Raw genomic sequence first — 25,603 nt, 5'->3', positions numbered from 1 at the left:
ATGAATGTAAAATTCAGATTAACGATAATGAACTTTTTCCAGTTCTTCGTTTGGGGAGCTTGGCTTATCACAGTAGCAAATTATTGGTTTGGAACTAAAAATTGGGATGGAGCACAATTTGGAGCTATTTTTTCTACTATGGGAATTGCTTCGATTTTTATGCCAACCCTTTGCGGAATTGTTGCCGACCGATGGATAAACGCTGAAAAATTATATGGAGCTCTTCATATTTTGGGAGGTTTAACACTTTTATATGTTCCACAAGTTAGCAATCCATCTGATTTCTTTTGGGTAATTTTAGTGGCGATGATTTTCTATATGCCAACTATTGCTCTTTCAAATTCAGTTGCTTACAATGCCTTGAAAAAAGGAGGTTTAGATGTAGTGAAAGATTTTCCACCTATTCGCGTTTGGGGAACTATTGGTTTTATTGTAGCCATGTGGATTACCAACTTAACCGGAAACAAAGCTTCTGAAAATCAATTTTACATTGCTGCAATTGCCGCTATTTTCTTAGGATTGTATTCCTTTACATTACCAAAATGTGAACCAGAAGGAAATACTACAGAAAACAAATCATTTATGGAACTTATGGGATTAAGTTCGTTTAAATTGTTTGCCGATTATAAATTAGCCTTATTCTTTGTATTCAGTATGTTCCTTGGAGCTGCTTTACAATTAACCAACGCTTACGGTGATGTATTTTTAGATGATTTCAAACACGATCCAACATATGCTAATTCATTAGTAGTAAAATATTCGACTTTAATTATGTCGATTTCTCAAATATCTGAAACCTTATTCATCTTAGCAATTCCGTTTTTCTTAAGACGTTTCGGAATCAAACAAGTAATGTTGTTTAGTATGATTGCATGGGTTTTACGTTTCGGATTATTCGCTTACGGAAATCCTGGTGAAGGATTATGGATGATTATTTTATCATGTGTGGTTTACGGAATGGCATTTGATTTCTTTAACATTTCAGGTTCATTATTCGTAGAAACCTCAACTGATTCTAAGATTCGTTCTTCGGCTCAAGGTTTATTTATGATGATGACTAACGGATTTGGAGCAGTTTTAGGAAGCGTTACAAGTGGATTTGTCATTGATAAATTTTTTACTGATAAATATTATAACTTAAATGAATTTTTAACCAAATTCAACTTAACTACAGATAACGAATGGGTTAAATCTTTATTAAAAGATAAAGTTGTTACTGATAACGTTCTTAACAAACCAATTGGAATAATTCAATGGGAACCAGTTTGGTTAACATTTGCAATATATGCCGCTATTATCGCAATCGCATTTGCAATTCTATTCAAACATAAACATAATCCAAAAGACGTTTCGAACATTTCACATTAATTTTATTAATGAAATAAGTTGTTGAAGATTTCAAAAACTTCTGACTTCTAACTTCTAACTTCTGACTTAAAATGCAACAATATCACGATTTAGTAAAACACGTATTAGAAAACGGCAACCAAAAAGGCGACCGTACAGGAACTGGAACCTTAAGTGTTTTTGGTTACCAAATGCGTTTTGATTTAAGCGAAGGTTTCCCAATGGTAACCACTAAGAAACTACACTTAAAATCGATTATTTACGAATTGTTGTGGTTTTTAAATGGCGATACCAATATCAAATATTTACAAGAAAACGGTGTGAAAATTTGGGACGAATGGGCCGATGAAAATGGCGATTTAGGTCCGGTTTACGGACACCAATGGCGTAATTGGAACAGCGAAGAAATCGACCAAATTACCGAATTAATCGAAACGCTAAAAACCAATCCAAACAGCAGAAGAATGTTAGTTTCTGCTTGGAATCCTAGTGTTTTACCAGATACTTCGGTTTCGTTTGCAGAAAACGTTGCCAATGGAAAAGCCGCTTTACCTCCATGTCATGCCTTTTTTCAGTTTTATGTTGCCGATGGAAAATTAAGTTGCCAGTTGTACCAACGTAGTGCTGATATTTTCTTAGGCGTTCCGTTTAATATTGCGTCTTATGCTTTGTTTACCATGATGATTGCGCAAGTTTGCGATTTACAAGTAGGTGAATTCATTCACACTTTTGGTGATGCGCACATTTACAACAACCACATGGAGCAGTTAGAGTTACAACTATCTCGCGAGTGTCGACCTTTACCAACGATGAAATTAAACCCAGAAATTAAAAATATTTTCGATTTCACGTTTGAAGATTTTACGTTAGAAGGGTATGACCCGCATCCGCATATTAAAGGTATTGTGGCGGTTTAAACTAACTTTTGTCAGACATATATATCCAAAATTGGGTAAGATAAACATGATTTCATCATGCTTATAAACGAGTTGTCTATAATTTTAAAAATATATTATGAAAATCAAACTTTTAATTTTTTTCTTCTTTGTAATTACATCAAAAACTTTTTCTCAAAACCCTCCTTCGATGGCTATGCCTTCTGGAGATAAAGAAGTTTTAATAGAAAAACTAATCGAAGTTTGCGACTATGAAGCTTTTCTAAAAACATATTGTTACAAAAAGATAGATAAAAATGCCCAGCAAAATAATTGGAGCGCGGAGTATGTAAAAAAATTAAAAGAATCTGTACAATTAAAATATTTCAAAAGCACAATTTTAAACACTTTGTCTTTCTATAGTACTGAAGAACTAAATGATTTAATAAAAGTTTACACCAAAATAAATAATAGCAAAAAAAATAATAAGCAATTAATCATTAATGATATAATTTTAAGCAACCTCGAAAATTTCTCGGGGTCAATAATGTTGGGAAAGTACATTTTATAAAAAACTATAAGTAACAGCGACTTTATGAAATGACGGAGTTTGGTGTGTAATTGGATACGTTTGGGATTTTTCCGATATATTTGTTTCCGTCCGTGAGTGTGATTTCAGCCACTTCATAAAGCTCCTAAACGGTAATATTAAACCAATGCCAGAACAATATCATTCAAAAGTTCATGAAAATGTAGCCAAGTTTGGTTTTCACATTACCTATGTAATGGAAGATGAAAATGGTCCGTCGTTTTGTTATTCAACTGGTTTGTATAAAAGTTATCAAATCCCAGAGGTTTTTTTATCAGGTTTACCACAAAGTCTTTCTTTTTCATTAGTTGCTGATTATGCTAAAAAATACAAGGAAAACATTTTAAAGGTTAACAAAAAAATAAATTCTTTTTCAGAAGATTTTGAATTTCCGGTTTACTTCATTGAAGTCGAAAAAGAAAAACTTAATGACTATGATTACGCGAGTCAGCATTTTTATGGAAATGAAAATTACAAATGCGTGCAATTAATTTATCCCGACACAACAGGTAAATTTCCAAATGAGACAGGATATTTATACAATCAAGAAATAATTGGAAAGTTAATTTCGTAATTTTATTTCATACTTTTTGACGTATTTTAAATGTTAGCATTAAAAATAATTCCTCACAAAATTACTACCTTAGCGTTTTGATTGGATTCCTAAACTTTCATCATGAAAACATTGATACAGAAAAAAAACTTTGTCACTCGAGAATTGCGTATTTCCGAGGCAAAATTGTTCTGTAAAGTTTCTAAGTTTGGCAACACGAATGAAATTGATATGCCGTTTGAGAATATTGATGGCGAGAAAGTTTCGTTTAAATCTTCCAATAATGTTTTGCTATTAGTTTCAATGGGTCTAAATCTATTGAGTATTATCAATTTGTTTTTAGATTTTGGTAAATGGATTTCACTTCTTGGCTTTGCAATTGCTACGATTTTGTTTGTGATTTATTGGCTAAGCATTGGCGATTTTTGGCAAGTAAAACTCATGGATGGTAACAGCATTTTAATACTAAAAGACATTCCAGATGCTAAAACCGTAGATGATTTTATCGATGAAATCATCAAAGCTCGAAATGTATATTTAAGAGAAAACTTTGCAAGTATCGATGAAAATCTAGATTACGAAAGTCAGTTGAATAATTTCAAATGGTTAAAAGCCATCAAAGCAATCACCAAAGAAGAATTTGAAACCAAACACGAAGAACTAAAAAAAATCTTTTTCCACTCCGATTTGAATATTGGATTTAATAAATAATAATTTTTAATGATGAAGAAAATACTTTTTACTTTATTTATAATTACTCAGTCATTCTTAGTATTCAGTCAGGAATCTGTAAAAGATTCAACAGAAATTGCATTTATTGATTTAGAAACTTATCCAGTTTACGAAGGTTGTAATGAAAACACTAATGATGCAAGTTGTTTTGATAAAAAGATTGCAAATCATGTCAAAAAAAATTTAAAATATCCTGAAAAAGCTCTTAATAAAGGAATACAAGGAACTGTAAAAGTGGATTTTGTAATTGACTTCGACGGCTCTATTACAAATATAACAACAAGTGGAGCTGACAAAATTTTACAAAAAGAAGCGGTTAGAATTGTAAACCTTTTGCCTAAATTTAAACCTGGCATGCAAAAAGGGAAACCTGTTAAAGTGCATTATTCTTTCCCTGTCACCTTCAAACTTCAATAACATGCTTACCATAATCGCAGCCGCATCCGAAAACAACGCTTTAGGAAAAGACAATCAATTGGTTTGGCATTTGCCAGATGATTTTAAGCGTTTTAAAACCATTACTTCCGGTCATTATATTGTGATGGGGAGAAAAACTTTCGAAAGTTTTCCGAAACCGTTACCAAACCGAACACACATTATCATTACGCGACAAAAAGATTACGAAGCTCCAGAAGGTTGTTTAGTAGCGAGTAGTTTGCAAAAAGCGATTGCTTTGTGTCCAAAAGAGGAAGAAGTTTTCATCATTGGTGGAGGCGAAATCTATAAGCAATCCATCGAAATTGCGGATAAAATCGATTTAACGCGTGTGCATACTACCATTGAAGCGGACACTTTTTTCCCAGAAATTGATACTGATAAATGGGAATTAGTTTTTGAAGAATTCCACACTAAAGACGAAAAACACGATTACGATTTTACTTTTTTAACGTATGTTAAAAGGTAATTTTTTTAAGTTCTTGATTATTAATCGTACTTTTGTGTTCCAAAATTAATAAAATGTCAAAAAATATAACGCCATACAAAGATTCAGAATTAGGTAAAAAAGAACAAGTTGCTCAAATGTTTGACAACATTTCTGGCAACTATGATGGTCTTAATAAAGTAATTTCTTTTGGCACCGATGCAAAATGGAAGCAAAAAATCTTGAAAATGGTAGCGGCAAGTCAGCCAAAATCTATTTTAGATATTGCAACTGGCACGGGTGATTTGGCTATTTTATTTGCAACAACTTCTGCTACTGAAATCATTGGTTTAGACATCTCACAAGGGATGTTAGACATTGGAAAGAAAAAAATTGAAGCGCAAAAATTAGACTCAAAAATTCAAATGGTTTTAGGTGATGGCGAAAACATTCCTTATCCTGATAATTATTTTGATGTTATTACCGTGGCTTATGGCGTTCGTAATTTTGAAAATCTTGAAAAAGGCTTGTCTGAAATCTTAAGAACATTAAAACCTAACGGACAATTTATCATTTTAGAAACTTCGGTTCCTACTAAATTTCCATTCAAACAAGGTTATGCTTTTCATTCAAAAGTAATTCTTCCGTTAGTAGGAAAATTGTTTTCAAAAGATCAATCCGCTTACACTTACTTATCAAATTCTGCTAACGAATTTCCGTTTGGAGAAGTATTGAACAATATTTTGAGAAAAATTGGGTTTATAGATGTAAAGCATCTACCTCAGACTTTTGGAGTAGCGACTATTTACCAAGCATCTAAAAAATAATATGAAAAAGTTTCTGTTTTTATTACTTTTTTCACCTATCCTTTTTGCTCAGGAAGGCATGTTTAGCAAAGACCCAATTATCAATAAAGAAAATTGGAACAAACAACGTGTTCATTGGGGATATTACCTTGGATTTAATAGCTTAGATTTTAAATTCGATTATTTATCGGTTACCCAAGATATTGAAGTGCAATCTACAACAGGTTTTAATGTAGGACTTATTGGTAATTTAAGGTTAACTGAATATTTAGATTTCCGATTTGAACCGGGATTATTTATTACACAAAGAAACCTTATTTATCCTAACATAACGGATCCAGTTAACCGATTACGTGAAGTAAAATCAACCTATATTTTCTTTCCTTTCTTGTTGAAATACTCAGCATTGCGTACAGGAAATGTTCGTCCTTATCTTGTAGGAGGTATATCTACTGCCTTAAATTTAGGAAGTAACGCAGAAGCTCCAGACGACAACTACAATAATAGATTCCGTATGACTAAATGGTCTAATTTCTATGAAGTAGGATTTGGGATTGATTTGTATTTTGAATATTTCGTTTTCTCTCCATCAATTAGAGGAGTTTTCAGTATGAAAGATGAATTAATTCGAGACAACAACCCAGCTAGTCCTTGGACAGGAAACGTGCAAGAAATGAAAACACGTGGTTTTTTCGTGAACTTTACATTCCACTAAAATTTATTTTCGCTTAAATTCGCTTAGAATAATTGCTGTTGCAGTAGCCACATTAAGGCTTTCTGTAACTTGTAAATTCCCAAATCTTGGAATTGCAATGCGTTCTGAAACTAATTTTTCAACTTCATTAGAAATACCATTGGCTTCATTTCCCATAATAATGATTCCTTCTTTTGGTAAATCTTCTTGGTAAATATTTTTTCCATCCATAAAAGTTCCAAAAACTGGCAATTTAGTTTTCGCTAAAAACGTTACTAAATTTCCATACACCACGTTGACTCTACTTATAGAACCCATCGTAGCTTGCACTACTTTTGGATTATAAATATCTACTGATTCTTCGGAGCAAAACAAAGTTTCAATTCCAAACCAATCACACAAACGAATAATAGTTCCAAGATTTCCCGGGTCGCGAACATCATCCAAAGCTACAATTATTCCTTTTTCAGCCCATTCTTTTACTTTTGGAATTTTAAAAACCGCTAAACAAGTATTTGGAGTGGTTAAAGCACTGATTTTTTTTAATTCGGCATCCGAAATGGCATGAACTTTGTCTTTTGGAACTGTAAGAAAATCTCGCTTTGTTGTGAACAAATCTTGCAACTCAAAGTTAGAATTCAACAATTCTTGAACTACCTTTACGCCTTCGGCAAAGAAAAGTTGTTCTTGTTTTCTATATTTTTTTTGTTGTAAACTCGTTATTAGTTTAATTTGGTTTTTACTAACCATAAAAATTGTATTTTTGACTAACTTTTAAAAAGTGCTTTGAGAAATAATTTATCAAAAATAACATTATTATTTGTAATCGGAACAATAATTTATTCGTGTTCGTTAGTGAAGCGAGTACCCGAAAGTGAAAAGTTATTGACCAAAAACGAAATCTTCGTTAATGACGAATTGAACAAGGAAGACCGTATTAATAATTTAGTGGTACAACAACCTAATACTAAATTTTTAAATTACCCATTTGGACTAACCTTATATAATGCTGCAAAACCAAATCCGGATTCTTCTTACCAAGCTTGGCTCAACAAAAAACCCAATAGAATTAAAAGACTTAATCGATTTTTATCGGCTAAACAAGTAAGTCGATTAGGCAATTCTTTTTTTGTTAGTGGAATTCATAATTTCATGAAAGAAACAGGAGAAGCTCCTGTAATAATTGAAGAAAGAAAAACAATTAAATCCAAAGATCGTCTTAGCGGCTATTACTACAACGATGGTTATATTCGAAATAAAGTCACCATGGAAGTTGATTCGGTTGGAAATAAAAAAGGAAAAGTTGTTTACAAAATATCAACTGGAAAACCTTATTTCATTGACTCCATTTCAAAAAACATAGAAACACCTATTATTGATAGTTTGTATTCGCTTCAAGAAAAAAAGACTTTTATAAAAAAAGGAGACCGATATAGTTTTAATAATTTTGACAGTGAAAGAAAAAGAATCACCCAATATTTAAGAAATAATGGGGTATATCATTTTCAGGAAAGTAATATAAAATATGATGCTATTATTGATGATTCTGTTCAAAAAATGGATATCAATTTAAAAATTGAAGATCGTTATGTAAAAGATGGCGACACTTTGGTAAAACGTCCTTTTTCGGTATATAAAATTAGTCAGGTTAATATTTTTACCAACAATACTTCTAAAAAAGAACGCAATCAATTTAATGATAGTGTTACGTATAAAAATTTCAATATTTATAGTGCTGGAAAATTAAAATACAAACCTAAAGCCATCACAAATGCTATTTTTATTGAAAAAGGAAAATTATTTAGTGACAATGATAGAACGCTAACCTCTAAATCATTAAGTAATTTAAAAGTATTCAACTATCCAAATATTGAGTACATTGAAGACCCTAACGATAGTACAAGAACTTCACTTATAGCTAACATTTATTTAATGAGTAAACCAAAATATATTTGGCAACCCTCATTAGATGTTACCACTTCTGATGTTCAAGAATTTGGAATTAGCGGAAGGATGTCTTTTACATGGAGAAACTTATTTAAAAGAGCCGAAACATTTGAATTATCAGCAAAAGGAAACATTGGTTCTTCTAAAGACTTAGCCAATCCAAATAATGTATTTTTCAATATTTCTGAATATGGTGTAGAAGGAAAATTAAGTTTTCCAAGAATTGTATTTCCTGTAAATACTAGAAATATTATCAAAAAAGAAATGTTGCCTACAACCAATGCTAATATTGGTTTAACAAGTCAACGAAATATTGGTTTGGATAAGGAAAATTTAACCGGTGTTTTTAATTATAATTGGATTCCAAAACAAAAGCACACGATTCGATTCGACTTACTTAACATTCAGTTTATTAAAAATCTAAATCCAGAAAATTATTTTAACGTTTACTCTTCTTCGTATAACACTTTAAATGATTTGGCTCAACTTTACAATGTTGACCCAGACAATATTGTAAATGATAATTTAACGACACAAGGCGCTATAAATTTCATTCAAGATGTTCAAAACGGAATAACTTCTTTAATTCCTAGTGATGACGAATACAAAACCATTCGCAGTATTGGAGAAAGAAGAGAACGTTTAATTGAAAACAACTTAATTGTTTCATCAGGAATTACATTTTTCAGAAATACTAAAGCCAGTTTATTAGACAATAGCTTCTATTCGATTAGAACAAAAGTTGAATCAGCTGGAAATCTAATTTCATTATTAGCGAATTCTAAAAACGAACCATTAAGCGCAAACGGTAACAAAACCATGTTTGGAATTGAATATTCACAATACATAAAAGGAGAAATAGATTTCATCAAACACTGGGATTTTGGTAAGAAAAATACTTTAGCTATGCGAGCATTTGCAGGCTTAGCTGTACCGTATGGTAATGCGCAATCTATTCCATTTTCGCGAAGTTATTTTTCGGGGGGATCTAACGACAACAGAGGCTGGCAAGCCTATAGTTTAGGACCCGGAAGAAGTGGTGGTATTAACGATTTTAACGAAGCTAACTTTAAATTAGCTTATAGTTTAGAATATCGTTTTAGAGTAGGAGGAAATTTCTACAGTGCTTTCTTTGCAGATATTGGAAACATTTGGAATGTATTCGATAACGTTACAGATAAAAATTACACGTTCAACGGATTTAGTTCTTTTGAAGACTTGGCTTTTGGCTCGGGAATTGGTTTAAGATACGATTTTGACTTCTTTGTTTTCCGTTTCGATTTAGGCTACAAAGCTTACGACCCAGGAAGAGAAGTCGGCGACCGATGGCTAAAAGGTGTGAACTTTAGCAAAACAGTGCTAAATTTTGGTATTAATTATCCGTTCTAATTTTTTAAATTATTATTTTTGCACAACTATACTAAAAACAATCAACTATGAGTCACAATATTAAACCTGGTGTTGCTACCGGAGATCAAGTACAAGAAATCTTTAATTACGCAAAACAAAAAGGATTTGCATTACCTGCAGTTAATGTTGTAGGATCTAGTACAATTAATGGTGTTTTAGAAACAGCTGCAAAATTAAATGCGCCAGTTATCATTCAGTTTTCTAATGGTGGGGCACAATTTAATGCTGGAAAAGGATTATCAAATGAAAATCAAAAAGCTGCCATTTTAGGAGCTGTTGCTGGTGCAAAACACATTCATACTTTAGCAGAAGCTTATGGTGCAACGGTAATTTTACATACTGACCACTGCGCTAAAAATCTATTACCTTGGATTGATGGTTTATTAGATGCTTCAGAAAAACATTTTGCCGAAACTGGAAAATCACTTTTCAGTTCTCACATGATTGATTTATCAGAAGAGCCTATCGAAGAAAACCTAGAAATTTCTAAAAAATATTTAGAAAGAATGAGCAAAATGGGCATGACATTAGAAATCGAATTAGGAATTACAGGTGGTGAAGAAGACGGTGTAGATAATTCGGATGTAGATAGTTCAAAATTATACACACAACCTGATGAAGTAGCATACGCATACGAAGAATTAATGAAAGTAAGTCCAAGATTTACTATCGCAGCTTCTTTCGGAAATGTGCATGGTGTTTACAAACCAGGAAATGTAAAATTGACTCCAAAAATTCTTAAAAATTCGCAAGAATACGTTCAAAATAAATTCAACACAGGAAACAACCCGGTTGATTTTGTATTCCACGGAGGTTCAGGTTCTACTTTAGAAGAAATTAGAGAAGCTATTTCTTACGGAGTAATCAAAATGAATATCGATACCGATTTACAATTTGCTTTCACAGAAGGAATTCGTGATTATATGGTAAATAAAATTGATTATTTAAGAACTCAAATCGGAAGTCCAGATGGTGCCGATAGTCCAAATAAAAAACACTACGATCCAAGAAAATGGGTTCGTGAAGGAGAAGTTACGTTCAACACAAGATTAGAACAAGCTTTTGCTGATTTAAATAACGTAAATACTTTATAATTAACAATTGATAATTGATAATTATGTAATTGTCAATTATTCATTATCCATTAAAATTATGGCTTGGTTTAAAAGAAAAGAAAAAGGAATTACAACAGCTACTGAGGACAAAAAAGATGTTCCTAAAGGCTTATGGTATAAATCACCAACAGGAAAAATTGTTGATACTGATGAATTAGCAAGAAACTTATGGGTTAGTCCAGAAGATGATTTTCATGTTAGAATTGGTAGTAAAGAATATTTCGAAATTTTATTCGATAATAACGAATTCAAAGAGTTAGATGCTAATTTAACTTCTAAAGACCCATTAAAATTTGAAGACACTAAAAAATATAGTGATCGTTTAAAAGATGTAATGGACAAAACCAAATTGAAAGATGCCATCCGTACGGGTGTAGGAAAATCAAAAGGAAAAGAATTAGTTGTTTCTTGTATGGATTTCGCTTTTATTGGTGGTTCTATGGGAGCTGTAGTAGGTGAAAAAATTGCAAGAGCTATCGATTATTCTATCAAAAACAAAGTGCCATTTGTATTGATTTCTAAATCAGGTGGAGCACGTATGATGGAAGCCGCTTACTCGTTAATGCAGTTAGCTAAAACATCAGCTAAATTAGCACAATTAGCAGAAGAAAAAATTCCATACATTTCATTGTGTACTGACCCAACAACGGGTGGAACAACAGCTTCTTACGCAATGCTTGGAGATATCAATATTGGAGAACCTGGAGCTTTAATTGGATTCGCAGGACCACGTATTGTAAGAGATACAACAGGTAAAGATTTACCAGAAGGGTTTCAAACTTCAGAATTCTTATTAGAGCATGGATTTTTAGATTTCATCGCTCACAGAAAAGAGTTGAAAAACAAAATTAACTTGTATTTAGATTTAATTCAAAATCAAGAAATCAGATAAAACAAAAAATCCCGATAGTGATATCGGGATTTTTTTATGCTTAAAACTTAGCTCGCAAAGCCAAAACAAAATTCTTTCCTGGCGCTACAATTCCGGAACTGTAAGGACGATAACGTTGGTCCGTTATATTTTCTAAACCTGCCGTAACGGTAAATGATTCATTAAGCTTATACATCGATTTTAAATTTAAGGTATACCAACTTGGAGAATACGGATTTCCATTACCATCAATGGCATAAATTTCAGGTTTTCCTTTTTCTTCTTCGGCTAAATTATCATATGAAACTTCATCGCTAAATTGCGCATTCAATTGTAAATCTAATTTTGAATTAGCATATCCCAAACGACCTACACCAAAAAATGGCGCAGCATGACGAGACGGACTTTTATCGCCATTATCCAATTCCTCTTCTCCTTTTTGATAATTCAAATCGCCATGGAAATAAAACCCTGTTGCTGATTTTACTTCAATTCCGGCTTGAATTCCGTATACTTTTGCATTGGCTGCGTTTTGAATGGCTTGTACATTACTCAATTCGCCTTCGTAGATAATTTCGGTAGCGCCATTCAAAGTAAAATCTCTTCTTACCATAGCATTTTCTAGTAAAGTATAATAAGTAGAAACATCTACTTTTACATTTTTACCAAATAATTTAGCTACATTCAAATCTACGTTATATGCATATTCTGCCTTTAAATCTGGATTAGGAACAACTACCGAACCTGGTTCTGAATCAAACACTTTTCCTAAATCATCCACATTAGGAGAACGGAAAGCAGTTGCTACATTCGAACTAATCACCCATTTCGCTGTTGGACGATATACCAAACCTAAACTTCCAGTTAAAGCACCATCATTAATTTTTGCTTCGGTAAAAGGAAACGGATAAAAAGTAGTATCAAAATCAGCATCTAATACAAACTGATTGTATCTCAATCCCGCTTGAAGCAACGTTTTTTCAGAAAATTTATATTGATCATTTACATAAACACCATACGAATTCCACTTTGATTGTGGATATCGAGCAGGTCCTGTTTGACTTGTTCCTGCAACAATATTCTCATCAATCCCCTCTGAATTTACGTCGTTCATTACATATTCCAATCCATAAAAAAGGGAGTTTTTATCACTCGTTTTCTTAGTAAAATCAGCATTTACAGAAACTGCATTTACTTTTTCGGTACGAATGGCACGATTTGGATTATTAAAATTGCGGCTGATTCTACTTTCCTCAAAAAACTGATGCGCCACACGAATAGAAAGTTCATCATACGCTTTCGTAGCTTGCATATTCGAAATTGACAAATTATTCATAATCCATTTTTGCGGACCGTAATCAAATTCGCCATAACGTGGCATTCCTGAATTGGTATAACGAATATGCCTATCGTATCTTGAATAACTAGATGTTTCCGAAAAATGAAAACCATATTGAAAATCCCATTTTTCATTAGGTTGAAAACGCACTTTTTGCATCAAATTAATTTGAGAATAAGCCGTTGGTTTTTGCACTAATGGATCATCATTAGTCACTACCACATCAACTCCATTTATTCGCTTTACATAAAATTGTCGTAAATATTCATCTGGACCATGACTTCCCATTTTTAAATCGCCAAAATCATTAGAACTGATACTCGTAACCGAAGCCCATTTTTTCCAACCTACATTAGCATCAAAATGTCCGGTTTTTTCGTTGTTAGCAGAAGAGTATCTTGTAAAAGCACTTCCTGAAACAAACGGTTTTTCTTCCGTTGTAAATTGTGGTGTTAAGGTTTGAAAACTCATTACACCACCAATAGCATCACTTCCGTAAATAACAGAACTTGGTCCAAATAAAACCTCTGATTTTTCAATAGCAAATGGATCTAACGAAATGACATTTTGAATATTTCCACCTCTAAAAATTGCGGTATTCATTCGCACACCATCAATAGCATAGAGCAAACGATTAGTAGCAAAACCACGAATCATAGGACTTCCACCACCCTGCTGACTTTTTTGCATAAACACTTTACCAGAAACCGTTAATAAATCGGCAGCCGTTTGCGGATTTTGCAATTGGATATCTTTCTTAGAAATAGAGGTGATTTTTACTGGAATATCTCGAGTATTTTGTTTCCAACGATTTGCAGAAACAATTATTTCATCCATTGCCAATAAGGAAGCTGTTAAATTCAACTGAAAAGAAGCTAATTCCAATTGATTATAACTCACAATTTGAGTTTCATATCCAAAAGATTGGATGATAATTTTATTAAACCCAACAAAATCAGAAACATCAGCCTGACCTTTGTTATTTGTAACAACGTAGACTTTCTTATCCTCGGAAGCAAGCGTAACCGATTCTAATGGCTCACCTGATTCTTTGTCTTTTATGGTTATTGTTTGAGAAAAAAACGTAGTTGTGTATCCAAAAAATATAATGAGTAATAATTGCTTAAGCATTTTTTCCGAAATGTTTTAATAATTAGTGTGTACAAATTTACAAAATGATTGTCACTTATTGCCACAAATTACATTCCGCTTCTAATGGCTTCTACAGGATCTAATTTTGAAGCCGAAATAGCAGGAATAATTCCGGAAATTAATCCGATAAAAGCTGCTAATCCTGAACCTAATAACATGTTTGAAGCGCTTAAAACAAATTCGAAATCAAGGGCTGCCGAAAGTCCGATAGCAATAATCCAAACTAAAAACATACCTACCATTCCACCAATTAATGATAAAATAATAGCTTCAAATAAGAATTGAAACAAAATGAATTTATTTTTAGCTCCTAATGCTTTTTGAATTCCGATTAAGTTCGTTCTCTCTTTAACCGATACGAACATAATATTGGCGATACCAAATCCTCCCACTAAAAGCGAAAACGCGCTGATAATCCAACCTATCATATTCATTTGACCTATGATGTTATCAATAAAATCGGTGAATCCAGACAATACATTTAGGAAGAAATTATCAATTTCACCTGTTTTCACACCTCTAAAAGCTCTTAGTTTTTGAGACAACTCGGCTTTAAATTCATCAATATCAATTCCTTTTTCAGGTTTTATTAAAATAGCTGGCGTTAACATATCACTATTATCACCATACATTTTTCTTAAGAAATTCACTGGAAAAAACACCGCAATATCTGAACTATCACCAAACATTCCTTGACCTTGTTTTTTCAATACACCAATAACAGTAAACTTTTGACCATACAAACGCACTTTTTTTCCGATAGGGTCACTATTTTCAAACAAACCTGTAGCCACTTCACTTCCAATTACGATAACTGGACTTCCTGAATTGGATTCCGATTCGTTGAACAAACGTCCTTTATCGATTTTAACTGGTTCAATATCAAAAAACTCAGAAGTTGACGGTTTTACACGAATTGAATTCACCGTTTTAGAATCGTATTTTATGTTTTCGTTACGCGTAAAAAGATTAAACGACATTTTATCAATTCCGTTTACTGATCGTCTTAAATGCTCGTATTCTTCATAGGTAACATCTGGAAATTGTTGTCTTTTCCAACGAGGCACTTCAGAAGGCCCGAATGAAAAACGGATTAAATACACGGTATTCATATCCATATCACTCAAATCTTCTTTGATTTTTTTATCCATAGAATCTACCGCAGCCAACACCGCAATAATGGAAAAAATACCAATGGTAACACCTAACAACGACAAAAGCGTACGCAATTTATTGTTGCGCAACGCGTTAATGGCAAAACTGAAACTTTCTGAAAGTAATCGTAAATATAAAAGCATAATATTGAGCTATAACTATAAGTAGAGCAATGAGTGAAAATGTTACAATTGAGGGGAATTTATTTATATTTGATAAATATGTTTTAATTTTCAATTTTACGGAAATACGTATTTATTTTATTCAAAAAATAATTAACTTTGGTTTCAAACAATAAGAAAATTACTAAAAAATTCTACTATGCCTACCAACAAACAAATTGCAACTGCTATTAAAAAATCACTAACAAAAATTGATTTTTCAAAGCTTGAAGAGAAATGTACAAATGAAGCGCAAACCAGACAATATTTGATAGAACCTATAATAGAAACATTAGGTTATAGCAGATTTGATGATATGTTGACAGAAATTAATGCAGGTTGGGGACAAAAAAATGACAAAGCTGATATTGGTTTAATTATAAAAGGAAAAAATCCTGAGATTTTAGTTGAGTGTAAAAAATATGGTAAAAATCTAACAGATAAAGAGGCGTCACAATTAAACGGATACTTTATCAATACACCAAGTTCTAAACTGGGTATTTTGACAAACGGTATTGAATGGCGATTTTATTGTCCTGATGAATCAAACAAAGAAACAAATCTAAATGTAACACCTTTTCTAGTGTTAGATTTTTCAGAATTAAACGATTCTCTTTTCGAAAATCTTTCAAAATTTCACAGAAACAATATTGATATTAAGGAATTATTAGAAGAAGCATCTGAATTTTATTTTTTACAGGGCTTTACTGATGCTTTTGCTTCAGAACTAGCTGACCCATCTGACGATTTTATTAAAGCAATTTTTAATAGAATGCAAGGCAAAAGAATGACTGACACAGTAAAGAGTAAATTGCGAACTTTAATAAATTCAAATTCAATTCAAAATGCACTTCCAAAAGTAATTGAAGAGGAATCAAAGAACGGTAATATTGTTATAACTACTGCTGAAGAACTTAAAATATATCATGCAATAAAAACTATCTTAATTCATAAAAAAGAAATTGATTCTGATAGAATTTCATATAGAGACCAAAAAAATAGCTTTAATATCTTAGTTGATGACAACAACAAAAAAATTATTTGTAAAATAACTAGCTCAAAAAATAAATACTTCATTGAGCTTAATGGTTTAAAATATGAGGTTAACGGAATTGATAGTATTGTTGCAATAAAGAAACAACTGCTTGATTTTACAATGCAATATTTTCAAAAATAAATTAATAAACCACTTTTTAAGTGGTTTTCTTTTTAAAAAATTGCTAGCATGAGCGTCACACTCGCGTACACAATCAAAAAAATATAAAACAATAAAGTTTGACTATTTTAAGAAGTATACCTACTTTTGCACCACGAAAACAACAACATTTATCTGAGACCTATTCAGATACAACAACACAACACCATGAACACAACAAAAAAAATTGCTTCGGCATTGATTTCTGTATTTGACAAAAACGGTTTAGAACCTATTGTTAAAGCCCTTCACCAAAACAATGTAACCATTTATTCTACCGGCGGAACTGAAACTTTTATCAAAGATTTAGGCATTCCAGTAGTTGCTGTAGAAGATATTACGGCTTTTCCTGAAATTTTAGGCGGAAGAGTAAAAACGTTGCATCCAAAAATCTTCGGTGGTATTTTAAACCGTCAAGACCACGCAGGTGATGTGGAACAAATGAAAGAATTCAACATTCCGCAAATCGATTTAGTAATTGTGGATTTGTATCCGTTTGAAAAAACCGTTGCTTCTGGCGCTAGCGAACAAGATATTATCGAGAAAATCGATATCGGTGGTATTTCGTTAATTAGAGCAGCAGCTAAAAATTTCAAAGACACGGTAATTGTTCCTTCTGTTGAACAATATGCACCATTTTTAAATTTCTATACCGAAAATAATGGCGCTACTACTTTAGAAAACAGAAAATTATTAGCTTCAAGAGCTTTTAATGTTTCTTCACATTATGATTCGGCTATTTTTAACTACTTCAATCAAGTTTTTGAAGAACCGGTTTTAAAAATCAGCGAACAAAACGGAAATGTATTGCGTTATGGTGAAAATCCACATCAAAAAGGATTTTTCTATGGCGATTTCGATAAAATGTTTACCAAAGTTCACGGAAAAGAATTGTCATACAACAACTTATTAGACGTTGATGCGGCTGTGAATTTAATGAACGAATTCAAAAACGACAATCCAACTTTCGCGATTTTAAAACACAATAACGCTTGTGGTTTAGCTACAAGAAACACCATGAAAGAAGCGTATTTAGATGCTTTAGCAGGCGACCCAACTTCAGCTTTTGGAGGAGTTTTAATTGCGAATGGAAAAATTGATGTTGCTACAGCGAATGAAATCAACCAATTGTTCTGCGAAGTAGTAATTGCTCCAGCATATGATCAAGAAGCAATTGACATTTTAGAAGAAAAGAAAAACAGAATTATCTTAATCCAAAACGAAGTAGAATTACCACAAACAACCGTTCGTACTTGTTTAAACGGTGTTTTAGTTCAAGATAAAGACAATGTTACCGATTCTAAAGACCATTTAAAAACGGTTACAACGGCTGTTCCAACAGCAGAAGAAATTGAAGATTTATTATTTGCTTCGAAAATTTGCAAACACACGAAATCAAACACGATTGTATTTGCAAAAAACAAACAATTGTGTGCTTCTGGAACCGGACAAACTTCAAGAGTAGATGCTTTACGTCATGCAATTGAAAAAGCAACTTCATTTGAGTTTGATTTAACAGGAGCTGTAATGGCAAGTGATGCTTTCTTCCCTTTCCCAGACTGTGTAGAAATCGCAAACAAAGCCGGAATTACAGCTGTGATTCAACCAGGAGGTTCTATAAAAGACGAATTAAGTATTAATTATTGCAACGCCAATAACATGGCAATGGTATTCACAGGAATCCGTCATTTTAAGCACTAAAATTTACTTAAAATCACATAATTTAAAAACGCATTAAAATATTATTTTTTAATGCGTTTTTATTTGAAAATATATCAGATAATTTTCATAGTTTTGCTAGTTGAATACTATTATACAAAAAACGCTAAACCCTTCTCTTACTTATGGGATTTTTTGATTTCATGACCGAGGATATCGCTATCGACCTTGGTACCGCAAATACACTAATCATTCACAACGATAAAGTTGTGATTGACAGTCCATCTATTGTTGCCAGAGACCGAATTACGGGCAAAATTATTGCCGTTGGTAAGGAAGCCAACATGATGCAAGGTAAAACTCATGAAAACATCAAAACCATTCGTCCGTTAAAAGATGGAGTTATCGCTGACTTTGATGCTTCAGAGCAGATGATTAAAATGTTTATCAAAAGTATTCCCGCTTTAAAGAAAAAATTATTCACACCAGCACTTCGTATGGTAATCTGTATTCCTTCTGGAATTACAGAAGTGGAAATGCGTGCGGTAAAAGAATCAGCAGAGCGTGTTAATGGTAAAGAAGTATACTTAATTCATGAACCTATGGCGGCTGCAATTGGTATCGGTTTAGATATCATGCAACCAAAAGGAAACATGATTGTGGATATAGGTGGAGGAACAACAGAAATTGCGGTTATTGCATTAGGCGGAATTGTTTGTGATAAATCGGTTAAAATTGCCGGAGACGTTTTCACAAATGATATCATTTACTACATGAGAACGCAACACAATTTATTTGTTGGAGAAACTACCGCTGAAAAAGTAAAAATTCAAATTGGTGCTGCTACTGAAGATTTAGATAGTCCACCAGAAGATATGGCAGTTGACGGAAGAGATTTATTAACCGGAAAACCAAAACGTGTTGATGTATCGTACCGAGAAATTGCAAAAGCATTAGACAAATCGATTCAACGTATTGAAGATGCGGTTATGGAAACCTTATCACAAACACCACCCGAATTATCTGCCGATATTTACAACACCGGTATTTACCTAGCAGGTGGAGGTTCGATGTTAAGAGGTTTAGACAAACGAATTTCAATGAAAACAGATTTACCTGTTTACATCGCAGAAGATCCTTTAAGAGCCGTTGTAAGAGGAACGGGAATGACCTTAAAGAACATCAACAAATACAAAGGAATCCTGATTAAATAAGAAATAATCCATGCAGCAAATAATTAATTTTATCATAAAAAACAGCTATCGATTGCTGTTTTTGCTGCTTTTGGGCATCTCATTTTCGCTTATCATTAAATCGCATTCGTATCATAGAAGTGAATATGTAAATTCAGCTAATTCAGTGGTAGGAGCTTACTATGAAAAAGTAAATGAGGTGAATGAATATTTTAGTTTAAAACAAAAAAACAAAGACTTAGCATCTGAAAATGCTTTATTGAAAGAATTGCTTTTCAATAAAAAGGACACCATTTTAGTTTCTAAAACTCTTTTTAGAAACGACCTTAACAATTACAATGTTGTAGTAGCAAAAGTGGTAAAAAACACATTCAATACAAGAGAAAACTACATCACCATCAATTCAGGTAAAAATTCAGGAATTGAAGTAGACATGGGAGTAGTTAACGATAAAGGAATTGTTGGTTTAATTGAAAAAACATCAACAAACTTTTCTACGATTCAAAGTGTATTAAATACCAAATCTAAGATTAATGCTAAGATTAAGAACTCGAATCACTTTGGTTCTTTAATTTGGGATGGCCGAAATGTTGGTTTTGCCCAACTTATAGATGTTCCAAGATTGGCTTCCTTGAAACATGGAGATTCAATCGTAACAGGTGGAAATTCAGATATTTTTCCTGAAAATATACCAATTGGGAAAATTGATAAGATTTTTATTGATAAGAAAACAAATTATTATACTATCAATATTCGTTTGTTTAATGACATGACATCGCTAGGCTATGTTTACGTTATTGAAAACAAAAGAAAAAAAGAGAAACAACAATTAGAAACAGCAACCACAGCACCAAAACAATAAGTGAATAATAGTATTTTAAATAGCATACGATTTGTCGTTTTCTTAGCTCTTCAAGTTTTAATATTCAACAATATTAACTTGTTTGGCTACTTAAACCCGTATCCATATATTTTATTTATTCTACTATATCCTGTAAATAGCAACAAAAGTGTTTTGTTATTAGGGAGTTTTGCTATGGGAATTTTATTAGACATGTTTTGCAATTCAGGTGGAATTCACACAATGTCATCCTTGATTTTAGCTTATGTTCGTCCAACTCTTTTTAAATTTTCTTTTGGATTGAGTTATGAATACCAAACCGTAAAAATTGCTGATAAAATCTCACCTGAGCGAATTACTTTATTGTTATTAGCTATTTTTATTCATCATTTTGTTTTGTTCTTTTTTGAATATTACCGTATTGATTTGATTTTTACTGTACTTACTCGCACACTATTCAGTACACTATTTACGTTTATTATTTGTTTGCTAACACTTTACATAATCAAGCCGAGTAAACGATGAGAAAAGCTGTATTGCCCGCCGTAATCATTATCAGTTCAATTATTCTGATTGCTCGAATTTTCTATCTTCAGGTAATTGATGAAAACTTAAAACTACAATCGGAAAATAATGCCATCAAAAAGGTATTCGATTTTCCAGAGCGAGGTTATATCTATGATAGAAATGGTAAACTTTTAGTTGCCAATCAACCTTCATATGATATCATGGTGGTACCAAGAGAAATTAAAAACATTGACACCACTGAGTTTTGCAACTTACTTCATATTACCAAAGATTTTTTTATCAAAAAAATTGAAAAAGCTAGAGTATATAGCCCAATGCTACCTTCTGTTTTCTTATCGCAATTAAACAAAGCAGAATATGCTGCTTTTCAAGAAAAAGAAAGAAAATTTGAAGGTTTTTATACACAAAAGCGTTCACTACGTGATTATCAGGTAAATGTTGGTGCTAATGTTTTTGGTTTTATTACACAGGTTAATGAGGCTATCTTAAAGAAAAACAAATACTACAATAGTGGTGATTTGATAGGAAAACAAGGAGTTGAACAACAATACGAAGAAACATTAAGAGGCATTAAAGGGGTAAAATATTTACTTCGCGACAAGCATAACAAAATTATTGGTCCCTATAAAAATGGGCAATTTGATACCATTGCACAACAAGGAAAAGACTTAACTTTAACTATCGATTACGAACTTCAAAAGTATGGAACCGAGTTAATGATTAACAAAAGAGGAGGAATTGTGGCGCTTGAACCTAAAACAGGGGAAATCTTAGCACTAGTTTCGGCACCTACATATGACCCAGCGCTATTAGTAGGAAGACAGCGATCAAAAAATTATACCGCTTTGTATAACGATTCGATTGCCAAGCCACTATACGATAGAGGTTTACAAGCTACTTACCCACCTGGTTCGCCCTTTAAAATCGTAACAGGGTTAATTGGACTACACGAAGAAGTAATTGACGAACAATCCACATTCTATTGTAACCATGGAGCTAATTTTGGACGCTTCATGAAATGTCACTGTGGCTTACACACTTTACAATTAAACAATGGTACTTATAAATCGTGTAACAGTTATTTTGGAAATACTTACAAAAGAACTATTGAAAAATATAAAGATTCGTATTACAGCGTAGATAATTGGGCCAACCATGTTAGAAGTTTTGGATTAGGGCAATTTTTGGGGACCGATATGCCTATTGGATCAAAAGGCTTAGTTCCAGATTCTAAAATGTACAAAAGAATGTACAATGGTGCTAAGATTAGAAGTTCCTATATTATTTCAAACTCTATTGGTCAAGGAGAAGTTTCTACTTCCACTATACAATTGGCCAACATGATGGCAGTAGTTGCCAATAAAGGATATTACTATACACCTCATATCGTAAAAAAGATTAAAGGAGAAGTTTTAGATAAAAAGTTCACAACAAAACACTATTCTACAATAGATAAGCAGTATTTTACACCTATGATTCAAGGTTTGGCAGATGTATATAACGTGGGTACAGCTTGGAATTTAAAAGTTGAAGGATTAGAACTTTGTGGAAAAACCGGAACGGCTGAAAACAAAATTAGAGTTGCAGGAAAAACATATCAATTAAAAGACCACTCAATATTTGTTGCTTTCGCTCCAAAAGAAAATCCTACTATTGCTATTGCAGTAGTTGTTGAAAACGGATATTGGGGTAACCGATGGGCTGGACCAATTGCAACATTAATGGCTGAAAAATACATAACTGGAAAAATTACCAGAAAAGATTTAGAAACCACCATGCTAAATGGGAGTTTATTAGAAGAATATAAAAAAATTGAAAACATCATCTTTCAAAGAAAAGTTGATCCTACAAAAGTTAAAGATTCTTTAAACAAAGTAGAAGTAGAAATTAGCGATGCCAAAAAAGAAGAGGAAGAAAACTAAATGAAAAATCAAAGCGTAGGAAATAGAATCGATTATATCTCCATATTACTTTATATTGTATTGGTAATTATGGGCTGGATGACTATTTATTCTGCTTCATTACCATTAGAAGAAACTTCCATATTTGATCTTTCTCAAATATATGGACGTCAAATGCTTTTCATTGGCTTAACCATTCCTTTAATTCTTATCATTTTATTTGCGGATGCCAAGATTTTCGAACGCCTTTCTTTTGTGTTTTATGGTTTAGGAATTATATTATTACTTGGTTTATTTGTATTTGGAGTTACCAAAAAAGGACAAACCAACTGGTATCAATTTGGAGGGTTTGGATTTCAACCTTCAGAATTTGTTAAAACCGCGACAGCCTTGTTATTGGCAAAATATTTGAGTTATTCCCAAATCAATTTAAAATATACAAAGCATCAAATCATAGGTTTGGCAATCGTAGGCTTACCAGTATTACTGATATTAATGCAACCCGATGCAGGTAGTGCCATGATTTTCATTTCACTAATCTTTGTTTTAAACCGTGAAGGATTGCCAAGCTGGTACTTTTTCTCGGGCATAATTGCTATTGCATTATTCTTTCTTTCATTAGTAATTGAACCTATTTATTTAATTGGGATTGTATTTGTAATAATGGTAATTCATTACATATTTAATCGGAAAATTTCTAGGAATCCAATTGTTTACGGACTACTTTATTTAGTTATGGCAGGATTTGCTTTCTCAGTAAGTTATGTATATGATAGTGTTTTAGAACCACATCAAAAAGACCGAATCAATGTATTAATTGGTGATGATGTAGACATGAAACGAGAAGGTTACAACCTGAATCAGTCGATGATTGCAATTGGTTCTGGAGGTTTAATTGGAAAAGGTTATTTAGAAGGAACACAAACAAAAGGAGGTTTCGTTCCCGAACAACACACCGATTACATCTTTACTACTGTAGGCGAAGAATGGGGATTCATTGGAAGTATAACCGTAATTCTATTATTTGTTGCCTTATTCTTAAGAATTATCTACCTAGCCGAAAATCAAAAAACAAAATTCAGTAGAGTTTATGGCTACTGTGTGGCTACCTATTTATTTACGCATTTCTTTGTAAATATTGCCATGTTGATTAAGTTGTTCCCTACAATTGGGGTACCACTACCCTTTTTCTCTTATGGAGGATCGAGTTTATGGGCGTTCACCATTTTGTTATTTATCTTTATTAAGCTTGATGCTAATAAAGTAAATGAGTGGTAATTAAAAACTCCAATCTTTATAATCAGATTTCGATTCCAATCTATTTTCTATTTCGTCTGGCAAATTAGGATAAAAGTCAATACCTGTCATTTTTTCAATTTCGTCCACCGAAACCACAAACTCATATAAAGGTTGATTTGAATTTTCATGAGGTACTAAAAAACCAATCATTTTAGAACCATCTTTAGAAAGCAGCACTTTGTAAAAATAATTAGGCACCGAAACATCTTCTTTACCTATAGTTTTTAGATTATTGCTCAAAACACCACCAGTTACCACAAATAATCCATCACTTTTTACTGCCCAATATCTAACCTTTTCCTCTAAACGATTCCAAACACCCGAATTAAAGTCATGTTCTTGCGGACTAATATTAGAAGTGAAAAAAGTTTCGTTATACTCGTCATATGAACCTTTTCTATCGCCAGCTGGACACAAATGACCTTTATCGTAACCTGAATTCTTATAATTTCTCCAATCGGCTGACACAGATTCCACTAAAGGATCTTGCTCAAAAAAAGGTCTATCAAAATTAGTAGATTTTACATCATTATTATCCAAATAGTACGCCACCCATTCGCTTTGTTCATGATCTTCTGAATATGAAAAAACATAAGTATTACGTTTATAAACATCACTTGTAGTTGATGTTGGTAGAAAATCAAAATCATTAGAAATTACATTTTCATCAATTAAAACTTCTTTTTCTTCAATTGAATTCCTTTCATCGAAATTAAATTCTTTACAAGAAAACATAGAGAAAACAATAAGGATATAAATGATTCTTTTCATGATTTGGCGCAGTTTTTGTTACCTTTGTAAAGGTAATTTTTAAAATCCATAACATGAAAATAAAATTTTTAATTTTAGTAGGTTTATTTAGTCTACAAGCCTCTCTAGCGCAAGAAACAGTAATTGACAGCGTAAAAGTAAAACAAGAAAAACTAATTCTTGAACAACAAAAAGCGGAAAAAGAAAGAATAAAAGCAGAAGAGAAAATAATAAAAGAAAAACAAAAGGAAGAAAAAGAGCGTCAAAAAGCTTTAAAAGAATCAGAAAAAGCAAAAAAAGAAGCTGAAAGAGCTCAGAAAAAAGCTGAAAAAGAACTAAAACAAGCTGAAAAAGCGGTAGCTCAAAGAGAAAAAGCTAAAAAGAATGTAGAAAAAGCTAAATCAAAAATTGAAGACAACAAAAAAGATTTAGAAAAAGAAAAAGTAAAATTTGAAAAGCTTAGAAGAAAAGGGAAGCTAACAAATGAAGAAGAATTAGAATGGAGAGAGAAAATTCTTAAAAAAGAAAACAAAGCTTTAGAACTACAATTAGATTTAGAAAAAGCAGAAAACAAACTTAACAAACTAGATTAAAAAAAATCCCGATTCAATGAATCGGGATTTTTTTTA

24 protein-coding genes are annotated in these 25,603 nt (G+C 32.3%); 20 read left to right on the top strand and 4 right to left on the bottom strand.

Translation table 11 applies throughout. The features are described from left to right. The 9 genes from OJ995_RS07790 to porT all read left to right on the top strand — a co-directional run bounded on the left by OJ995_RS07790 (position 1) and on the right by porT (position 6,479). Positions 1–1,368 carry a nucleoside permease gene (locus tag OJ995_RS07790; protein WP_264368899.1) on the top strand — a complete coding sequence of 456 codons (1,368 nt, stop codon included), beginning with the start codon at positions 1–3 and terminating at the stop codon, positions 1,366–1,368. A 71-nt stretch (positions 1,369–1,439) separates the two neighbouring features. Beyond that, positions 1,440–2,264, top strand: coding sequence for a thymidylate synthase (locus OJ995_RS07785; protein WP_264368898.1), 825 nt, complete (start codon positions 1,440–1,442; stop codon positions 2,262–2,264). Positions 2,265–2,361: 97 nt separating this feature from the next. Then, positions 2,362–2,793 (top strand): hypothetical protein, encoded by a 432-nt coding sequence (locus tag OJ995_RS07780; protein ID WP_264368897.1) that lies wholly within the window; start codon positions 2,362–2,364, stop codon positions 2,791–2,793. 145 nt (positions 2,794–2,938) lie between these two features. Next, positions 2,939–3,385, top strand: coding sequence for a DUF4262 domain-containing protein (locus tag OJ995_RS07775; protein ID WP_264368896.1), 447 nt, complete (start codon positions 2,939–2,941; stop codon positions 3,383–3,385). 102 nt (positions 3,386–3,487) lie between these two features. Continuing rightward, positions 3,488–4,075: a hypothetical protein gene (locus OJ995_RS07770; protein ID WP_264368895.1), complete on the top strand. Its 588-nt coding sequence runs from the start codon at positions 3,488–3,490 to the stop codon at positions 4,073–4,075. Between the two features lie 9 nt (positions 4,076–4,084). Further along, complete coding sequence (locus OJ995_RS07765) at positions 4,085–4,513, top strand: energy transducer TonB (RefSeq protein ID WP_264368894.1); 429 nt, start codon at positions 4,085–4,087, stop codon at positions 4,511–4,513. Position 4,514: 1 nt separating this feature from the next. Further along, entirely contained in the window at positions 4,515–5,000 is a 486-nt protein-coding gene (locus OJ995_RS07760) for a dihydrofolate reductase (RefSeq protein ID WP_264368893.1), read from the top strand. A 53-nt stretch (positions 5,001–5,053) separates the two neighbouring features. Next, positions 5,054–5,785: a bifunctional demethylmenaquinone methyltransferase/2-methoxy-6-polyprenyl-1,4-benzoquinol methylase UbiE gene (gene ubiE / locus OJ995_RS07755; RefSeq protein ID WP_264368892.1), complete on the top strand. Its 732-nt coding sequence runs from the start codon at positions 5,054–5,056 to the stop codon at positions 5,783–5,785. Between the two features lies 1 nt (position 5,786). Then, a complete protein-coding gene (gene porT, locus OJ995_RS07750; protein ID WP_264368891.1) occupies positions 5,787–6,479 on the top strand; it encodes a type IX secretion/gliding motility protein PorT/SprT in 693 nt (230 codons plus the stop codon). 3 nt (positions 6,480–6,482) lie between these two features. On the opposite strand, the gene OJ995_RS07745 is transcribed toward porT, so the two are convergent. Beyond that, positions 6,483–7,208 (bottom strand): TrmH family RNA methyltransferase, encoded by a 726-nt coding sequence (locus OJ995_RS07745; protein ID WP_264368890.1) that lies wholly within the window; start codon positions 7,206–7,208, stop codon positions 6,483–6,485. Between the two features lie 36 nt (positions 7,209–7,244). Between OJ995_RS07745 and tamL the strand changes: the two genes are divergently transcribed. The 3 genes from tamL to accD are packed head-to-tail and all read left to right on the top strand — an operon-like array spanning position 7,245 to position 11,822. Further along, positions 7,245–9,794 carry a translocation and assembly module lipoprotein TamL gene (gene tamL / locus OJ995_RS07740; RefSeq protein ID WP_264368889.1) on the top strand — a complete coding sequence of 850 codons (2,550 nt, stop codon included), beginning with the start codon at positions 7,245–7,247 and terminating at the stop codon, positions 9,792–9,794. 47 nt (positions 9,795–9,841) lie between these two features. Beyond that, positions 9,842–10,909 (top strand): class II fructose-bisphosphate aldolase, encoded by a 1,068-nt coding sequence (gene fbaA / locus OJ995_RS07735; protein WP_264368888.1) that lies wholly within the window; start codon positions 9,842–9,844, stop codon positions 10,907–10,909. Between the two features lie 58 nt (positions 10,910–10,967). After that, a complete protein-coding gene (gene accD / locus OJ995_RS07730) occupies positions 10,968–11,822 on the top strand; it encodes an acetyl-CoA carboxylase, carboxyltransferase subunit beta (protein ID WP_264368887.1) in 855 nt (284 codons plus the stop codon). Between the two features lie 40 nt (positions 11,823–11,862). Here accD and OJ995_RS07725 read toward each other — a convergent pair whose 3' ends face one another. Beyond that, a complete protein-coding gene (locus OJ995_RS07725; protein WP_264368886.1) occupies positions 11,863–14,271 on the bottom strand; it encodes a TonB-dependent receptor plug domain-containing protein in 2,409 nt (802 codons plus the stop codon). A gap of 68 nt (positions 14,272–14,339) precedes the next feature. Continuing rightward, on the bottom strand, positions 14,340–15,590 hold the full coding sequence (locus OJ995_RS07720; RefSeq protein ID WP_264368885.1) for an ABC transporter permease: 1,251 nt from the start codon (positions 15,588–15,590) through the stop codon (positions 14,340–14,342). Positions 15,591–15,768: 178 nt separating this feature from the next. Between OJ995_RS07720 and OJ995_RS07715 the strand changes: the two genes are divergently transcribed. From OJ995_RS07715 to rodA, 7 genes are all read left to right on the top strand, one after another. Continuing rightward, positions 15,769–16,785, top strand: coding sequence for a type I restriction enzyme HsdR N-terminal domain-containing protein (locus OJ995_RS07715; protein ID WP_264368884.1), 1,017 nt, complete (start codon positions 15,769–15,771; stop codon positions 16,783–16,785). Between the two features lie 186 nt (positions 16,786–16,971). Next, complete coding sequence (purH, locus tag OJ995_RS07710) at positions 16,972–18,504, top strand: bifunctional phosphoribosylaminoimidazolecarboxamide formyltransferase/IMP cyclohydrolase (protein ID WP_264368883.1); 1,533 nt, start codon at positions 16,972–16,974, stop codon at positions 18,502–18,504. A gap of 143 nt (positions 18,505–18,647) precedes the next feature. Continuing rightward, positions 18,648–19,676, top strand: a complete 1,029-nt coding sequence (locus OJ995_RS07705) for a rod shape-determining protein (RefSeq protein WP_026725280.1) — start codon at positions 18,648–18,650, stop codon at positions 19,674–19,676. Between the two features lie 10 nt (positions 19,677–19,686). Then, entirely contained in the window at positions 19,687–20,517 is an 831-nt protein-coding gene (gene mreC / locus OJ995_RS07700; RefSeq protein ID WP_264368882.1) for a rod shape-determining protein MreC, read from the top strand. After that, positions 20,518–21,021, top strand: coding sequence for a rod shape-determining protein MreD (locus tag OJ995_RS07695; protein ID WP_264368881.1), 504 nt, complete (start codon positions 20,518–20,520; stop codon positions 21,019–21,021). It abuts the gene before it with no gap. Beyond that, the gene (locus OJ995_RS07690; RefSeq protein ID WP_264368880.1) at positions 21,018–22,946 is read left to right on the top strand and encodes a peptidoglycan D,D-transpeptidase FtsI family protein; all 1,929 of its coding nucleotides are present in this window, start codon (positions 21,018–21,020) and stop codon (positions 22,944–22,946) included. The genes OJ995_RS07695 and OJ995_RS07690 overlap by 4 nt, the downstream gene beginning before the upstream one ends. Next, positions 22,947–24,203, top strand: coding sequence for a rod shape-determining protein RodA (gene rodA / locus OJ995_RS07685; RefSeq protein ID WP_264368879.1), 1,257 nt, complete (start codon positions 22,947–22,949; stop codon positions 24,201–24,203). It begins immediately after the preceding gene. Here rodA and OJ995_RS07680 read toward each other — a convergent pair whose 3' ends face one another. After that, a complete protein-coding gene (locus OJ995_RS07680) occupies positions 24,204–24,995 on the bottom strand; it encodes a DNA/RNA non-specific endonuclease (RefSeq protein ID WP_264368878.1) in 792 nt (263 codons plus the stop codon). Between the two features lie 53 nt (positions 24,996–25,048). Here OJ995_RS07680 and OJ995_RS07675 point away from each other — a divergent pair, with 53 nt between their 5' ends. After that, on the top strand, positions 25,049–25,567 hold the full coding sequence (locus OJ995_RS07675) for a hypothetical protein (protein ID WP_264368877.1): 519 nt from the start codon (positions 25,049–25,051) through the stop codon (positions 25,565–25,567). Positions 25,568–25,603: the final 36 nt, after the last annotated feature.

Origin of the sequence: Flavobacterium lacisediminis (assembly GCF_025909975.1) — a bacterium.
Classification (GTDB): Bacteria; Bacteroidota; Bacteroidia; order Flavobacteriales; family Flavobacteriaceae; genus Flavobacterium; species Flavobacterium lacisediminis.
This window is presented reverse-complemented; position numbering and strand designations above follow the sequence as displayed.

Bases quoted from the DNA above. Each gene is read 5' to 3' on its own strand.
- OJ995_RS07790 (WP_264368899.1), top strand. From the start codon at position 1: ATGAATGTAAAATTCAGATTAACGATAATGAACTTTTTCCAGTTCTTC.
- OJ995_RS07785 (WP_264368898.1), top strand. From the start codon at position 1,440: ATGCAACAATATCACGATTTAGTAAAACACGTATTAGAAAACGGCAAC.
- OJ995_RS07780 (WP_264368897.1), top strand. From the start codon at position 2,362: ATGAAAATCAAACTTTTAATTTTTTTCTTCTTTGTAATTACATCAAAA.
- OJ995_RS07775 (WP_264368896.1), top strand. From the start codon at position 2,939: ATGCCAGAACAATATCATTCAAAAGTTCATGAAAATGTAGCCAAGTTT.
- OJ995_RS07770 (WP_264368895.1), top strand. From the start codon at position 3,488: ATGAAAACATTGATACAGAAAAAAAACTTTGTCACTCGAGAATTGCGT.
- OJ995_RS07765 (WP_264368894.1), top strand. From the start codon at position 4,085: ATGATGAAGAAAATACTTTTTACTTTATTTATAATTACTCAGTCATTC.
- OJ995_RS07760 (WP_264368893.1), top strand. From the start codon at position 4,515: ATGCTTACCATAATCGCAGCCGCATCCGAAAACAACGCTTTAGGAAAA.
- ubiE (WP_264368892.1), top strand. From the start codon at position 5,054: ATGTCAAAAAATATAACGCCATACAAAGATTCAGAATTAGGTAAAAAA.
- porT (WP_264368891.1), top strand. From the start codon at position 5,787: ATGAAAAAGTTTCTGTTTTTATTACTTTTTTCACCTATCCTTTTTGCT.
- OJ995_RS07745 (WP_264368890.1), bottom strand. From the start codon at position 7,208: ATGGTTAGTAAAAACCAAATTAAACTAATAACGAGTTTACAACAAAAA.
- fbaA (WP_264368888.1), top strand. From the start codon at position 9,842: ATGAGTCACAATATTAAACCTGGTGTTGCTACCGGAGATCAAGTACAA.
- accD (WP_264368887.1), top strand. From the start codon at position 10,968: ATGGCTTGGTTTAAAAGAAAAGAAAAAGGAATTACAACAGCTACTGAG.
- OJ995_RS07725 (WP_264368886.1), bottom strand. From the start codon at position 14,271: ATGCTTAAGCAATTATTACTCATTATATTTTTTGGATACACAACTACG.
- OJ995_RS07720 (WP_264368885.1), bottom strand. From the start codon at position 15,590: ATGCTTTTATATTTACGATTACTTTCAGAAAGTTTCAGTTTTGCCATT.
- OJ995_RS07715 (WP_264368884.1), top strand. From the start codon at position 15,769: ATGCCTACCAACAAACAAATTGCAACTGCTATTAAAAAATCACTAACA.
- purH (WP_264368883.1), top strand. From the start codon at position 16,972: ATGAACACAACAAAAAAAATTGCTTCGGCATTGATTTCTGTATTTGAC.
- OJ995_RS07705 (WP_026725280.1), top strand. From the start codon at position 18,648: ATGGGATTTTTTGATTTCATGACCGAGGATATCGCTATCGACCTTGGT.
- mreC (WP_264368882.1), top strand. From the start codon at position 19,687: ATGCAGCAAATAATTAATTTTATCATAAAAAACAGCTATCGATTGCTG.
- OJ995_RS07690 (WP_264368880.1), top strand. From the start codon at position 21,018: ATGAGAAAAGCTGTATTGCCCGCCGTAATCATTATCAGTTCAATTATT.
- rodA (WP_264368879.1), top strand. From the start codon at position 22,947: ATGAAAAATCAAAGCGTAGGAAATAGAATCGATTATATCTCCATATTA.
- OJ995_RS07680 (WP_264368878.1), bottom strand. From the start codon at position 24,995: ATGAAAAGAATCATTTATATCCTTATTGTTTTCTCTATGTTTTCTTGT.
- OJ995_RS07675 (WP_264368877.1), top strand. From the start codon at position 25,049: ATGAAAATAAAATTTTTAATTTTAGTAGGTTTATTTAGTCTACAAGCC.